The sequence below is a fragment of the Bradyrhizobium sp. UFLA05-153 genome (assembly GCF_054185185.1).
In genome coordinates this window covers 1-12,735 of sequence record NZ_JBBIAM010000185.1, presented here as the reverse complement: position 1 = coordinate 12,735, position 12,735 = coordinate 1, and the positions used below count along the sequence as shown (strand labels likewise).

Sequence of the window (12,735 nt, the reverse complement as noted above, 5' to 3'; positions counted from 1 at the left end):
GGATCGGACGGCACAATCACGAGAAGCGGCGCCGGGTCGTACGCCGCAAGGATCGACAACATTGTCTCCGTTTTTCCAGTCCCTGTGGGCATGACGACGGTGGCCGGCTGGCTGAACAAGCTCCAATGCGAGCCGACGGCATGCAAGGCACCGACTTGGGGCGGCCTCAGGCCTTTTGACTGCTCTCCCTCTGCTCGAAAGCAAAATTGCCCGGACCACTCTCGAGCCTGCTTCCTTGCTACTCCCGGCCAACCTTCTCGGGCTACAGCATCTTCAAAGGCTTTCAGACGACGGTGTCTCAGCCATTTAAACGCTCCATTCCCGAGGTCGCGGAGAGCCCCATCAATGCCCGCTGGCAACTCAACCTGAGCCCGACTCGTAACGACAACAGTCTCGCCATTGGAAAGCTTGTATGTTGGTTCGCGCCTTTTTGGCGAGACTAACACGTCACCAACGGGGACCATTTCGCATGGGCCACCGTGGTCGAGCACGTGCCGCATCTGACCGATAGAAACCGTTCTAACAATCTCAAGGGCGGGCCGTCGAAACTGCCGGGGCGGCTCAGATTGAGAAAATAAAGATGGTTGATCCATTGCTTCTTGGCCAAGCGCGACTCATGGACTCAAAATAGACGACGTGTACGCAATCTGTTCCAATCCAGGACGAAAACTCGATCTCCGGTGGAGACCGGTATGATGGAAATTGCCGATGAACTTGCTCGGTGACGCGCGTCAGAGAACGAGTTGCCAATCGATCATCTGCAAATCATTACCCCAAATTAGACGCATCATTTCTGTCTCTTGTAGAGCTAAATTGCATTTTTTCTGCGCGATAAACACCTAGACTTCAGGCTGCTCACTGCCGTCCGTCGGACAGTACTGCCTCAGTGCTGTCTTGCCGAATTCATCGGGCTTGCACCAACGTGACGGTCGAAGTTTTCGGTAGCGCGTCCTTGGAGGTGGCGGCAGTTATTACCTGTGACACCAAATCCAACACTTGCAGTGAACGTGCCTCCTCCGTACTGCCAAAGGCAGGTGTCGGGATGAAGAAATTCTCCCCACCGTACGAGACGGCAACGGCCGTCCCGGCTGGAACTGGAATGGCTCGCCTCACCTCGAAGAGCGGAACTGTCAGTCTCCGGTTGTCCTTTTCGACCAATACTTCGGGTATGAACGGATGCGTCGAGTAATTCTGAGCTGCGATCAAGTCACCGAGATAATACAGGATGGCTTGGGTGGTACGCGGCTTGAATGGGAGTTCGATCTCGAGAAGCCGCAGCTGTCTTACAAAGGTCTGGAAGGTGACCATCGCACATAGATCACGGCCCACATTTAGCAGCGTCATGGTCGCATGAGTTTCCGGAAACTCTTGGCATCCGGCCGTTTCAAAGCGGTCGCGGTCCCTTTCCATCGCGTCGCAAATATCAGCATCACGTTGATTCGCTCTCACCCGACATCTCGCCGCGGTGTCGGTAGCGATTCGTTGCCTTTTTTGCACTGGAAGCGTGTATTCTTGCACAAAGATCAGTTTCACCAATTCCTTCGGAAACTTCAGCTGATCGAAATACTGGACAATGTTGGACGGCAGCGGACGCTGCAGCTCCTGGGCGAAGGCCGCATAGTTCAGATTGTTCATCGTGAATGACGTGAACCCGCCATTCACGTTGACCGTTGGATTCACGTTATATGTCGTGAGCCCAAGTACATCGAAATTGAACGTCCCACCGGCAGTCCCGGAAAACGTGGGAGACGCGGCTACGTCTCCGAAGCCCACGAAGGACATCGGTGCACGTTGACTAGCCCGGACCGCATTCAGCAGGATTTGACGATTATTCGATTCAGCGATGGCTTGGTTGTAGGCGTCCGCTTTATGTTCAAGCTCGCCTCGCGTGCAGCCCGTAGGGCAAGCCAACAACGTCATCAAAGCAGCTGCACGAAATGCTGATCGACCCTGACATTTCAATTGAAAGCGCACCGTCCCCTCCTGTAACCCAAAATATCTACGTTGCGTTCATCACAACCGCGAGTCAACGGCCAGTCAGTGGATAAGCTGCCGGCATGCCGGTGTTTGGAGAGAGCATGGCACTCCTCGCAGCATGAGCGGCGAGTCCCGGCTCCGCGGCCAGTCGCTTGCCAATTCTACCGAAGCGTGTATCGTTACTGCCGTCGTTTCATAAAACCTACTTTGTACGTTCGTAAGCATATTGCCGAGCGGCATGCCGTTGATGGATGCTCCTCTAAAACCACCCTCTCAGCACGAAGCTATTGGAGCTTTTCTGATGTCTGTGGACGAGTTCATCGACAGAGCCCCCTCCCAACCTGAAGACGGAATTGGCCTTGCGCTCTCTGGAGGCGGCTACCGTGCAATGGTATTCCACGTCGGAGCACTGATGCGACTGAACGAGCTATCGCTGCTGCGCAAAATCAAACGGATCTCTAGCGTGTCCGGCGGATCGATCACTGCTGGGATACTCGGTTCTAACTGGAACAAGCTCAACTTCCAAAACGATGTTGCAACCAACTTTGACATCGTCATCAACCAAGTCAGAGCGATGGCTGATACCACGATCGACGCGGGCGCGATCATAGGAGGCATCTTGCTGCCCGGGTCCATCAGCGACCGCGTCGCAAAGGCCTATGACGATGTCGCCTTCAAGGGGGCGACTCTTGCGGACCTTCCCGACGACGCCCAACCGGGCAATCCGCGCTTCGTCATAAACGCGACCAACATTCAGACGGCGGCTCTCTGGCGCTTCTCCCGCAACTACATGGGTGATTACAGGGTGGGATTGGTCGACCGCCCGGCCGTTCCGCTTGCGAAGGCCGTGGCTGCGTCTTCGGCGTTTCCTCCAATCCTGTCCCCGTGCGAGCTCGACATCTCGCAAAACGTCCTAAACACCCCAGGCGCGGACCTTCACCGCGAGCCTTACACGAAGACGGCAATCCTGAGCGATGGCGGAGTGTACGACAATCTCGGTCTGGAGACGATTTCCAAGAGATATGCGACTTTACTTGTGAGCGACGCGGGACAGAAAATCGCTCCCGAGCCTGATCCGCACCGGGATTGGGCCCGCCACTCGTTACGCGTGCTTGATACGGTAGACAACCAGGTTAGGAGTTTGCGCAAGCGACACCTGATCGACTCGTTCGAACGGAAAGACCACACGGGTACGTATTGGGGGATTCGCACGACGTTCGCCGACTACAAGCTCGGCCAGGATCCGCTCGGATGCTCGACACGCAATCCGGTCCCACTCGCCGAGGTTCCGACCAGGCTAGAGGCGATGCCCAGAAACCTGCAGGACCGACTGATGAATTGGGGTTACGCGATCTGTGATGCGGCGCTGCGTGCACATATTGATCCGGTGTTGCAGACAAAGCTCGGCGTGAGCATACCCCCTCCAACGAAGTTTCCATTTGCTGGAGGATATTGATGATGCGCGAGCTCATCCCCCCTGCGTTCCGGCGCTTGCGCGTCTATGCGTTCGATCCTTCCGCCTCGACGGACTTGCGCACTGCCACCATGAACGCGGCAGTGATGAAGGTGCCTTGGGAAGAGCTCGAAGCCGGCCCCAAGGGCGAATACCTCGAGGTGATCGACATAGACCCGGCGAGTGATGCGTTTTACGAGCCCGTTAATCTAAACTCACCGCAACTGCTCGCGCAGGATGGGCACGCTCCATCGGAAGGCAATCCACAATTCCATCAACAGATGGTCTATGCGATCGGCATGACGACGATTCGCAATTTTGAGCGCGCGCTCGGTCGGCGGGTCCTTTGGGCATGGAGATGGGCGCGAAGGGACGATGTGACCGCATATAGAAGCAGAACTTACATCGGCAAACTGCGCATCTATCCACATGCGCTGCGCGAGGCCAACGCATACTATAGTCCGCAAAAGCGAGCTCTCTTGTTCGGCTATTTCCGGGCGAGTGGCGAGGACGTTGGCAACAACTTGCCGGGTGGCATGATCTTTTCCTGTCTATCGCACGACATCATCGCACACGAGATGAGCCATGCCATTCTCGACGGCATGCATAGGATGTATCTTGAACCCAGCAACCCGGACTCGCTAGCCTTCCATGAGGCGTTTGCCGATATCGTGGCTCTCTTGCAGCACTTCACGATGCCAGAGGCCGTAAAGAACCAGATCGGAAGGCTACGCGGCGATCTTTCGCAGCGCTCGCTGCTCAGCAATCTTGCGCTCCAGTTCGGCCAGGCCATCGGCAACTACGGCGCTCTTCGTGACGGCATCGACAAGATAGATCCCAAGACCGGTCTTCCGGACGCGCGCGCGATTAGGCAGGTGGCCGAGCCGCACGAGCGCGGAGCCATCTTGGTGGCCGCCGTCTTCGATGCATTCCTAACCATCTATCGTACGCGTGTGGCGGACCTGGTCCGGATGGTGACCGGCGAGGGTGAACGTTTCCCGGACCGGGATCTTCATCCGGATCTATTGAACCGTCTGACCGCGGAGGCAAACAAGACGGCAGGGCACGTCCTGCGCATGTGCATCCGCGCGCTCGACTATCTTCCGCCCGTCGACGTGACCTTCGGCGACTTTCTGCGCGCGGTCGTCACGGCAGATAGTGATCTCGTCGCTGACGATGACCGCGGATACCGCATCGCCTTCGTCGAAGCGTTCAGGAGAAGAGGCATCTATCCCCGGGATTGCCGTTCGTTGGCAGTTGATAGCCTCTTGTGGGGTGAGCCGGACGAGGACGTGGCTCTGGGATGGCTGGACGGGATCGACACGAGCCATAAGGAGAGCCGCGAGGATCTCTGGAAGCAGGCCATCGATAACGCAGGCGTCTTCTATGGACGACTGAAGGACCGAAGCAGGCTACCTGCAGAAACTTTGCGCAAGATGGGCTTGGCCCTGGATGACGACGCGCCCAAGACTATCAGGCGTTCGATCAAGGAAGGCGGAGCGCCCGCATTCGACGTCCAATCGGTCCGAACCACCCGCCGCATCGGTCCCGATGGCGAGGAACTTCCGCAGCTTGTGGTCGAGATCGTCCAGGAGCGGCGGGGCTTCAGCGACGCTGAGGAGCAATCCAATGCAGATGCATCCGGGCATCGATCGCGTGGGGCGGACTTCACCTTCCGCGGTGGATGCACGCTCGTCATCGACCTTCATTCCGGCAGAGTTCGATACATCGTCAGCAAGGACATTCTGAGCGCATCGAGACTTGAGGCGCAGAGGCGCTTTCTGTTCGAGCGCGAGTCGGAGTCGCTCGGGGCCACCTATTTCGGCCTCGATTCCCGCGAAGAGCCGTTCGCCTTTCTGCACCGAAATGGATAACGCTATGTTGAGCGCACCCAAAAAGGCCGCAACGCCGAAGAAGAACGCGAAGGAAAAGCCAGCAGGCATAAGGCGGGGCGGCAAGAAAGGAGCAGGGGCCGCCCCACACTCCGATAACGTCGTCGAGAATGAGGGTGGTCCGGCCACGGCAACGAGCTCGGCGAGAGCCAGACCCCGCCACATCTCCGTCCGCATGTACAACAATATTCTTGGTGACTGCTTCCTGATCAGGATCCCCGCTGGACCGGAACGTGACGTGAAAATCCTGATCGATTGCGGAGCGCTTCAGGGAATGCCTTCGGCGGCGGAGATCATGAATGAGATCGCCGCTGACATAGCCGAGACAACGGGGTCTCGCCTGGACGTCCTGGTGATTACTCACGAACACTGGGATCATCTGTCCGGGTTCTACCAGGCTCAGGACATCTTCAAGAGCTTCGAGATCGACGAACTCTGGCTTGCCTGGACTGAGGACGACAAGGATGCTGACGCAGCAAGGATCCGCGCCCGACGGCAAAAAGCGCTGCAGTTGCTGCTCACGCTCGACAAGCATTTCGGGCCAGCCGCCGTCCCAGAGGAAGACGAGGAGGAGACGACCAGAGCGCCCAGGGCCGGAGGACAACGCGATGAAGTGAGGGAGTTGCTTGCATTTACCGGTCAGTCGCCCGGCGCGGCTGCCTCAAGGATGGACACCGGAGCCATCCTGACCATGCTTAAGGGGCTCGCCAAGAAGGTCCGGTACTTCACGCCAGGCGCCGATCCGATTCCGCTACCCGCCGACGTTCCGGTACGAGCATACGTTCTCGGGCCTCCCAAGGACACCAAGTTGCTCCTCCGCAGCAATCCACGAAAGGGAGAGGTCTACCTGTCCGACGAAAGCGACGGGCTCGGTGTCTATTTGGCGGCTGCCGTACAGCTGGAGAAGGAAGCCATTTCACTCGATGCCGATGAAGCGAGGGCCATCGAACTCTCGATGCCATTCGACAACCAGCACTTCCGTCGGCTTTCGGAGATTGAAGGGGAACAGAACCAGGCATATTTTTCTGAACGACAAGAATGGCGGCGGATTGATCGCGATTGGCTCGGCGCCGCGGAACAGCTGGCTCTGAAGCTTGATTCCGATACCAACAACACCAGCCTAGTTCTCGCTTTCGCGTTTGGAAGCAAAACTGATCCTCGCGTGTTGCTCTTCCCAGGTGATGCGCAGGTCGGAAACTGGGAGTCTTGGCAGCAATACGTTTGGCCGAGCGGCTCCAAGCGAGAGGATCCGACCGCCATTGACATACAAAAACTTCTCGCCGCGACAGTGCTGTACAAGGTGGGCCATCACGCCAGCCACAACGCGACACTGCGGGCCAACGGCCTTGAGCTAATGACTCATCCAGCTCTTGTCGCAATGATCCCGGTGAGAGAGGAATTCGCTCGCAAAACCAAGCACTGGAACATGCCGTTCCCCTCTCTGCTGGCACGGCTTCTGGAAAGAACAAAGGGAAGAGTCTTGCGTGCAGACAAGTCTCTGGATGATTTGAAGGCTGACCGAGATCGCCGCCAGGACAAGCCAGGCGAGCTCAGTCGGGAAGACTGGGAGAGTTTCTTTTCGCGTCTCAGCTTTGGCCCCAAATCGGCTCATTCAGGCGTTGCGCCACTGTACGTGGAGTATTGCCATTCGCTTGAAGCGCACACTCCGCAATGAACAAGTACGCAGCAAATATCATTCATGTTTGATGCGCCATTTCTGCTCTTGTCGGGAATATTTGCATTTTTTCGGCGCCGATGGCGAAGTTGACCTTTTGGGTGGCATTTCTGGCACCTTGATAGCGACCGGCTAAGCGAATTTGTTCGTGGCTCACAACCGATCGACGACTGCCGGCACACGGGACGAAGTCGTGATTGCTGGCGGCGACGTCCTAGTCAAACGCATCCGGATTGCAGACCTGAGACTTTGGATTGCGCGCTTCACGATCCCGCGTTGCTCTTCACAAGGGAGGTTGATAACTCTTCGGCTTGTCGTCACGCTTGCATACTGGACACGAATTATCCACGGGTAGCGAAGGGCCGTTAAGGGCATCGGGTCGACCTCGGGCTCGACCCGATGGCAATGATCTGGGGGATCTGAGATTGAAACTTCCGGGCACGATTAAGCTTTGGCCGCACCAGGCAAAGGCGGCCAAGATGGCCGCGGCTTACCTCGATGCGACTGTCCAAGGCCACAACCAAAAGAAGGCCGCGCTCGTGAATATTCCGACCGGGGGCGGAAAGACCGCGGTCATCGGAACCATCGGCCACTGGCATCCGAAGGTCGACGTTTTACTTGTCGTTGCGCCACGAAGCGCGATCCGAGATCAGCTTGCGCGGGAGTTGGGCGGCCACCGGGGATTCTTTCTCCGCAGCGGTCTCGGGCCGAATGAGCTTCCCAAGACAGTGCTGGCGATCAGGTCGAGCAGTGATCTTCCGAAAACGATCGCCTCGGGCACCATCCTCGTCTCGACCATCCAGCTCGTCAACGATATGGCAAGAAACAGAGCGTCCGATGCGAGCTATGATCGGCTTCGAAAGGGATGCGACGTCGTCATCGTGGACGAAGGACACTACGAGCCCGCCAACGCGTGGAGCCTATCAATACGCGGGCTGGGCCTGCCGACGATACTCGTCACGGCGACTCCTTACAGGAATGATCTGAAACCGTTCGAATTCGATCACACCCATGTTCACGTGTCGCGCTATTCCGAGCTGCTGGCCGACGGCTTCCTTCGTGACGTCGAGATCTCGCCGGCTCCTCCACAATCGGCGCGCAGCCCTTCCACTTTCGTCGATACAGTCTTGAAGCACTTCATCGCCCATTACGGCGAAGGTCCGAGCGAAGGTCGAAAGCTGATCGTGCGATGCAGGTCCAAGGAACAGATCGAACGTATCGGCGAGCTCATGCGAAAACACCCCGACGGCTCCGGCGGGGTACTCTGCCTGCACGAGGCCTTCACGAACGATCCTCAACGTCTTTGGGAGCGACGTCAGCCCTCCGATCCCGAAGCCGCCGGCGCGCCCGCTATCTGGGTGCACCAGCATAAGCTTCTGGAAGGCGTGGACGGACCGAGTTTCCGCGCGCTCGCCTTCTATGGAGTCCTCGGCTCAGCCCGCGCACTCGTTCAACAGATCGGACGGGTAATCCGCAATCCGCAAAAGGACCTGGTCGAGAAGGCGCTATTGATCGACCACTCGGAAGGCGTCATCGCCGATATGTGGAGGCGGTTTCGGGAATATGACGCTACGATAGACGAGAAGAATTTGAAGCTTGGTCTCGACGACTTCTCCAAGAGCTTCGAAGCGAACCTCCCGCCGGTAGTCTACGCCGCCGGCAATTCCGTAGACGCTTCGGCTTCAACATGACAGAAGCCGACGTGCGGCGCTCGCTGCGACTTCCCCTTCGCTGCCATCTCTATGAAGTCCTTCAACGCGGGGCTATGAAAGGTCTCGCGGCCGTCACCCAGGAACGCTTGGTGGAGGCAGAGTACCCTTTTCAAATGATTGTAAGTACCGACCATGAACTGCTAGTTCTATTCGTGAAACTCGGAACGTCTCCTCTGCTCGCGGAGCACTTTTTCATCGAACGCGAACTGCACGCGTTCGTCGCCAGAAAGGTCGGCTCGGTTATAGCGGTGCTTGACACGTCAAGGGCTGGTCTCGAATCGCGCGCGAGGCTCGTCGTCGGGCGCCCCCTGTCCCCGCAAGCGAATGGGTCGGTTGCTGAGCAAAAGCCCGGATACCCGCTTGGTTGAGATAGTTTCTCGCAACGCGGCGTTGGGACCGTCTGCCGTGCGACGCAGATCCGCGACGGCCGCCTCGTTGGAAGAGACCCCACCGGCACTCGACGAATTTCAGTTCATGGCCTCCTCAATCATAGCAGCCGACTCGAAGTCGGACGATATCGATAGTTTCTCGTTCCGCTCGGTCGGATTCGGGATGGGACGAATTTCGGACGAGTCGGTTCGACGGACGCTCGAGCTGTGGAGCGATTGGACCCAGTCGCTGATCGCTGCGGCATCGGATGCCACGCGAGTGCAACACGCATATCTGGACCGTTTTGCTCAGCCGCTTGACGGTCCGCCGCAGAACCCATGGCCCAAGAGCGTGCTTCTCGACTTGGATGAAGCCAGACAGCTTTTTCTGTCCCATCCGGACGAAGGCGCGATGGAGATCGAGGACGTTTGTCTCGATTGCAAGCGATCGCGCGGTGGTGCTCCTGACGATCCTCGCACCTTCCGCATGATGGCCAATGGTCAAGAGTGTCGCGGGACCGTGACGTTCGATCGCGCCAAAGAGGAATATATCCTTGAATCGGTCGACCTCGCGCGTCTCTACCGATACGCCGAAGGAACGCGCCAGGGCACATTGTTGGACTTCCTAAACGCCCGCCAGGCGTTCACCGTTATCCCGGAGACGCCAGAAGTTATCTACTCCGAAAGCGGCTTCTTCGATCCCAGACTGGGGCTAGGCCGACGGTTTGATCCGGCAGCTCTCGGACTCGACGACATGATCCAGCAGGTCCCGGCGCTGCGTGCCTGCACGTCCGAAAAGGGAGCCAAAGCGAGCGCTCTACCGAGCGGGTGGCCAGGCAACTCGGTGTTCGAATGGATCGATCGAAATGTAGCCGACCTGCTGCCCGACGCGGACTTGGTGCTGTGCGACGATGGACGGTTCGAGTGTTGCGATTTCCTCCTTGTGGGTCGTCGAGGAAACCGCGAAACCGTCCTCATGGTTCATGCAAAGGCTTCCGACGGATCTTTCGTCTCCGCGTCGGCGCTTCACGAGGTCTGCGCGCAGGCAGCGAAGCAAATCGGCACTATCGGTCAGTTCAGTCCCGTCGAGCCGAAGCAGGTCGGGCTCTGGAGTGGCGCGTGGGAAGGACCGGGAGGAGAAGGAGCCGTCGACTTGAGATTGCGACTCTGTCAAGGAGGGTGGAGCGGCCTCGACGGCCCGGCCATCTGGTCGCGACTGCGTGCGCTCCTTCTGAGTCAGAGTACTGAACGCGAGGTCGTCATGGTGCTCGGAGCGGCGCTCGATCGGGATCGGCTGTTCGACCAAGCCCGAAAGACCAAGCCGCCGGCACCCGCCATCCATTGCATCCACCTTCTACGGTCGACCATGGCCGCGGCGGCGAGCGTGAATGCTAGATTGAGAGTGCTCTGCGGATGAAGGGTACCGGGTACCGTCGTCAAGATGATGTATTCAGCGGCGAGGTTGACATCGTATCTGCCGCTTTGTGCTTGGCTTGCGGTGCACGGACGATTCCGGGGACTTCCTTGTAGGGCGCGGCCTTGTGGTGGCGCTTCGAGCGCTTCGATTTCGGCAAGAGCGGCTTCACAGTGTTCCGCATCGCGGGGTTCTTCCCAGACCGAAGGCCCCTACTCTGCCGCATCAAGGACGCGCTCAATCCGGCTTCGCGTTTCGCGCGCCGTGCGGTTGATCGTCGTCCATAGCCGTACCGACCTTGGGCTTATTGGGCGCGGCCTTATCCGTGTTGCGCCTGGCCTCGCTGATGGCACAAATAATGTCCCACTCATGTTGATCCGTACCTGTAGGCGACGGAGGCACGAAGACCGTAGTAAGCGATGGCGTCCTCATTCGGGACGGCTTTTAGCGCTTGGTCCGTCTTGGAGACGCTGTCGTAATGTTCGTAGAGCTTTGACAAATCGTCGTGCCGGTCTAACCCGAAATGATAAGCAAAATCGGACCGGCCGGTGAAAGATACGGAGTCGAATGCGCCGAGACCATTTGTGCCGACGAGAACGTTCGTACACATCAGCATATATTCTGCACCGTAGGCACCAGCCGGGAGCGACACGTCAGGTGTCGCCGTGTTCAGGAGCCAGGCTGCTTTGGGGCCCAACCGATCTCCAACGCGTTCCTGACCTCGTCGGCGACCTTGACGTTTTCGCCGAAATAACTCCCTGCCACTGTAGAAGCCGGAATGCTGAGATAGCCGACCAACTTGTCTTTGGCCTTTTCGGTGTCGATGCGGGCCCGAATCTCCTGAACCTTGCACTGGATCGGTTCGCGCATCTCGGATCGTGCGCAATAGCAAAATTCACCGACGCATTCTGTCACGTTATCTGCGCGTGGTGGTTGGGCGAGTGCGCCAACTTGGTATTGCGCAGCAAATATCATTCATGATTGATGCATTATTCTTGCTCTTATCGGGAGACTTTGCATTTTTTCGGCGCGCGACGGCGGTGGTGACCTACTGGTTGGCTTTCGGGCACTTTGATAGGCAGCTCACCGAATTTGTTTCTGGCTCGCAACGGTCGAAGGCTATGGGCATACGGGACGAAGTCGTGATGCTGGCGCCGAGGTCCTCCTGGAACGCATCCGGATTGCTCGCCGCCAACTTGCTCAGCTCCAATTCATGTCCGCCTTGGACGAGGGCAACTTAGACAAAAACTCCGGTAAAAACATGCCGCCCCCTTGCTACCTAGGCATGTACGGTAGGAACCTGTATCAATTCGGACTGTCTATATGTGGGTGGGGGGGGACATTTATATCAATGGCCGGCTTGTCATTTGAGATCCTTATTGATGACGCTCTTGCCGGAATCACTTCCGTTTCTCAGCTCACCACCTTAGTAAACAAGCAGGTTCTTAGCTTAATCAATGATTACGAGGACGCCGAGTGGCGGTATCCCAAGTTCCAGAGTTATCTCTGGGACAACATAGCTCAAACCGCCTTGTCGCAGAGAGAGCGATCCGCGCTTGTGGACCAAAGCCACAGCAGCCTTATAGCGGCCGCTCAGAACCTCAGATTGACTGACAAGGATGAGGTTGGCCAAGGCAGCGAAATAGCAGAAGTGTTCTTGTATGGATTGATGCGCCATCGCTTCGGCGCACTATCCTGTCGTTACGAAGATATTTTACAAGCAGAATGATCAGGATAATGCCAAGGGGGCAGACAGCGTTCATATCGTGGTGAATGGCGACGACTTTACACTCTGGTTCGGCGAAGCGAAGTTCTACAACTCTATAGCGGACGCAAGGCTAGACGCGGTCGTGACCTCCGTCTTGAACTCGCTATCAACCGATAAGCTGAAAAAAGAAACGCGATCATAACCAGTGTCTCAGACCTGGATGGGCTACCGATCGCTGCGGGACTTCGCGACAAGATCAAAGCCGCTTTAGACAATCGCGAATCGATCGACAATCTGAAAGCGAAAATTCATATTCCGATCCTTTTGCTGCAATAATGTGCTACGATGGCAACTGCAAAGGAATTGTCGAAGAATTACAAAGCAGAGATAGCTGCATTCCACAAAGAAAGGGCAGAGTCTTACTTTTCAAAGCAGCTCGCAAAGTCGGGTTCAGTTCACAAATACGATGATCTTAACTTCCTCATCATACTGTTTCCGGTTCCAAGCAAGAAGAAGATCGTCTGTCTCTTATACAC

Annotated in this window: 11 protein-coding genes and 1 pseudogene; 8 read left to right on the top strand and 4 right to left on the bottom strand. The window is 57.2% G+C overall.

The features are described from left to right. Together Q2941_RS47950 and Q2941_RS47945 are read right to left on the bottom strand one after the other, a co-directional pair. On the bottom strand, positions 1 to 464 hold a 464-nt coding region (locus Q2941_RS47950; RefSeq protein ID WP_458197011.1), incomplete at its 3' end, for a DEAD/DEAH box helicase family protein. Between the two features lie 439 nt (positions 465 to 903). Further along, positions 904 to 1,974 (bottom strand): hypothetical protein, encoded by a 1,071-nt coding sequence (locus tag Q2941_RS47945; protein WP_458197008.1) that lies wholly within the window; start codon positions 1,972 to 1,974, stop codon positions 904 to 906. 304 nt (positions 1,975 to 2,278) lie between these two features. Here Q2941_RS47945 and Q2941_RS47940 point away from each other — a divergent pair, with 304 nt between their 5' ends. The 5 genes from Q2941_RS47940 to Q2941_RS47920 all read left to right on the top strand — a co-directional run bounded on the left by Q2941_RS47940 (position 2,279) and on the right by Q2941_RS47920 (position 10,494). Continuing rightward, positions 2,279 to 3,433: a patatin-like phospholipase family protein gene (locus tag Q2941_RS47940; protein ID WP_458197007.1), complete on the top strand. Its 1,155-nt coding sequence runs from the start codon at positions 2,279 to 2,281 to the stop codon at positions 3,431 to 3,433. 158 nt (positions 3,434 to 3,591) lie between these two features. Continuing rightward, positions 3,592 to 5,304 (top strand): gluzincin family metallopeptidase, encoded by a 1,713-nt coding sequence (locus Q2941_RS47935; RefSeq protein WP_458197006.1) that lies wholly within the window; start codon positions 3,592 to 3,594, stop codon positions 5,302 to 5,304. Positions 5,305 to 5,308: 4 nt separating this feature from the next. Further along, positions 5,309 to 6,997: an MBL fold metallo-hydrolase gene (locus Q2941_RS47930; RefSeq protein ID WP_458197004.1), complete on the top strand. Its 1,689-nt coding sequence runs from the start codon at positions 5,309 to 5,311 to the stop codon at positions 6,995 to 6,997. Positions 6,998 to 7,308: 311 nt separating this feature from the next. Next, positions 7,309 to 8,688 carry a DEAD/DEAH box helicase gene (locus Q2941_RS47925; RefSeq protein ID WP_458197003.1) on the top strand — a complete coding sequence of 460 codons (1,380 nt, stop codon included), beginning with the start codon at positions 7,309 to 7,311 and terminating at the stop codon, positions 8,686 to 8,688. Between the two features lie 381 nt (positions 8,689 to 9,069). Beyond that, a complete protein-coding gene (locus Q2941_RS47920) occupies positions 9,070 to 10,494 on the top strand; it encodes a hypothetical protein (RefSeq protein ID WP_458197002.1) in 1,425 nt (474 codons plus the stop codon). A 364-nt stretch (positions 10,495 to 10,858) separates the two neighbouring features. On the opposite strand, the gene Q2941_RS47915 is transcribed toward Q2941_RS47920, so the two are convergent. Both Q2941_RS47915 and Q2941_RS47910 read right to left on the bottom strand, forming a co-directional pair. Next, positions 10,859 to 11,188: a hypothetical protein gene (locus Q2941_RS47915; protein ID WP_458197001.1), complete on the bottom strand. Its 330-nt coding sequence runs from the start codon at positions 11,186 to 11,188 to the stop codon at positions 10,859 to 10,861. After that, positions 11,161 to 11,361, bottom strand: a complete 201-nt coding sequence (locus Q2941_RS47910; protein WP_458197000.1) for a hypothetical protein — start codon at positions 11,359 to 11,361, stop codon at positions 11,161 to 11,163. Before Q2941_RS47910 ends, Q2941_RS47915 begins: the two co-directional genes overlap by 28 nt. A gap of 481 nt (positions 11,362 to 11,842) precedes the next feature. Between Q2941_RS47910 and Q2941_RS47905 the strand changes: the two genes are divergently transcribed. The 3 genes and pseudogenes from Q2941_RS47905 to Q2941_RS47895 all read left to right on the top strand — a co-directional run. After that, positions 11,843 to 12,220 carry a Hachiman antiphage defense system protein HamA gene (locus Q2941_RS47905; protein ID WP_458196999.1) on the top strand — a complete coding sequence of 126 codons (378 nt, stop codon included), beginning with the start codon at positions 11,843 to 11,845 and terminating at the stop codon, positions 12,218 to 12,220. 37 nt (positions 12,221 to 12,257) lie between these two features. Beyond that, complete coding sequence (locus Q2941_RS51960; protein WP_479684050.1) at positions 12,258 to 12,401, top strand: Hachiman antiphage defense system protein HamA; 144 nt, start codon at positions 12,258 to 12,260, stop codon at positions 12,399 to 12,401. Positions 12,402 to 12,544: 143 nt separating this feature from the next. Then, positions 12,545 to 12,735: pseudogene (locus Q2941_RS47895) on the top strand (HamA C-terminal domain-containing protein); the annotation flags it as partial.